Source organism: Paucibacter sp. XJ19-41, assembly GCF_028462495.1.
Taxonomy (GTDB): Bacteria; Pseudomonadota; Gammaproteobacteria; order Burkholderiales; family Burkholderiaceae_C; genus Roseateles_E.
In genome coordinates, this window is record NZ_JAQOWX010000270.1 from 1 (window position 1) to 1,234 (window position 1,234).

1 protein-coding gene is annotated in these 1,234 nt (G+C 64.4%); it reads right to left on the minus strand.

Annotation, left to right across the window (positions count from 1 at the left end):
• Positions 1–104 precede the first annotated feature (104 nt).
• Positions 105–1,208 (minus strand): IS5 family transposase, encoded by a 1,104-nt coding sequence (locus PO768_RS28880; RefSeq protein ID WP_272648802.1) that lies wholly within the window; start codon positions 1,206–1,208, stop codon positions 105–107.
• Between the last annotated feature and the right edge of the window lie 26 nt (positions 1,209–1,234).

Sequence of the window (1,234 nt, forward strand, 5' to 3'; positions counted from 1 at the left end):
TGAGGGCTGGTCGAAGAAGGTGTCGTCGGGACGGCAGGTCTGAGTGGCGACAGGATGCTGTCTTCCAGGCTTGATGCTCGCGCATGGACGGCATCCCTGGCCGTTCATCGCTGCGCTCCTTGCGGCATCGCTGTCAGTATTCGAGCCATTCGCACGATGTTGCTCGCGGTCATCGTGAGCTTGAAGTGCTGGTCGACGCGCTTGAGTCCTCGGTAGACGGTCTGACGGATGCGGCCCACCGTCTTGCCCCAGCCGAAGTGCTCCTCGATGCGTTTACGCACTCGCTGGCTTGCTGCGTAGCCGGCATGGCGCGTGGTGCGACCGTCCATCGCGCTGCCGCCCCAGCGCGTCGCGTGGCTGGCCACATGTGGCGTGACGCGGCGGCGCCGGCACTCGGCGATGAAGTCCCGGGTGTCGTAGCCCTTGTCTGCGGCCAGCGTCTTGCGATGTTTGCCTGGCACCGTGTCGAGCATGGCCATGGCAGCCGCACGCTCGCCGTAGCCATCGGCTTGCGTCACGACCGCGCCGACCACCAGGCCCGAACGGTTCTCCATCAAGACGTGCCCCTGGTAGGCCAGCACCGCAGCTTGGTTGTTGCCCTTGCGGAACAGCTTCGCGTCCGGGTCTGTTGTGCTGGCGTGGGTGTCGTTGCTGCGGGAGCGCCCCTTCCAATCGGCTTCGGCGTTGCGCCCGCCGCTATCGTTGCCCGGATCGTCTCCATCCCGAGGCACGAAGCTCTTGTGGCTGGCCCAGGCCTGGATCAGCGTGCCATCCACCGAGAAGTGCTCCTTGCTCAGCAGCTTGCGCTTGTCGGCCAGGCGCATCACCTCGGTGAAGAAGCCTTCGACCACAGCGTGCTCCAGCAGCCGGTCGCGATTCTTGGAGAAGACCGAGTGATCCCAGACCGCGTCGTCGATGGCCAGGCCGATGAACCAGCGGAACAGCAGGTTGTAACGAACCTGCTCCATCAACTGACGTTCGCTGCGGATCGAGAACAGCACTTGAACGAGCATGGCTCGCAGCAACTTCTCCGGTGCGATGGAAGCCCGGCCGCTGTCGGCGTAGATGGCGTTGAACCGACTGTTCAGCCCTGCAAGAGCTTCGTTGACCAGCAACCGGATCGCCCGCACTGGGTGATCCGCTGGCACGAAGTCGTCGAGCTTGGCCAGCGTGAACAGCCCCTCTTGCAACCCATCCGATCCGCGCATCGTCGAGCCCTCGTCGTTACTTGCCC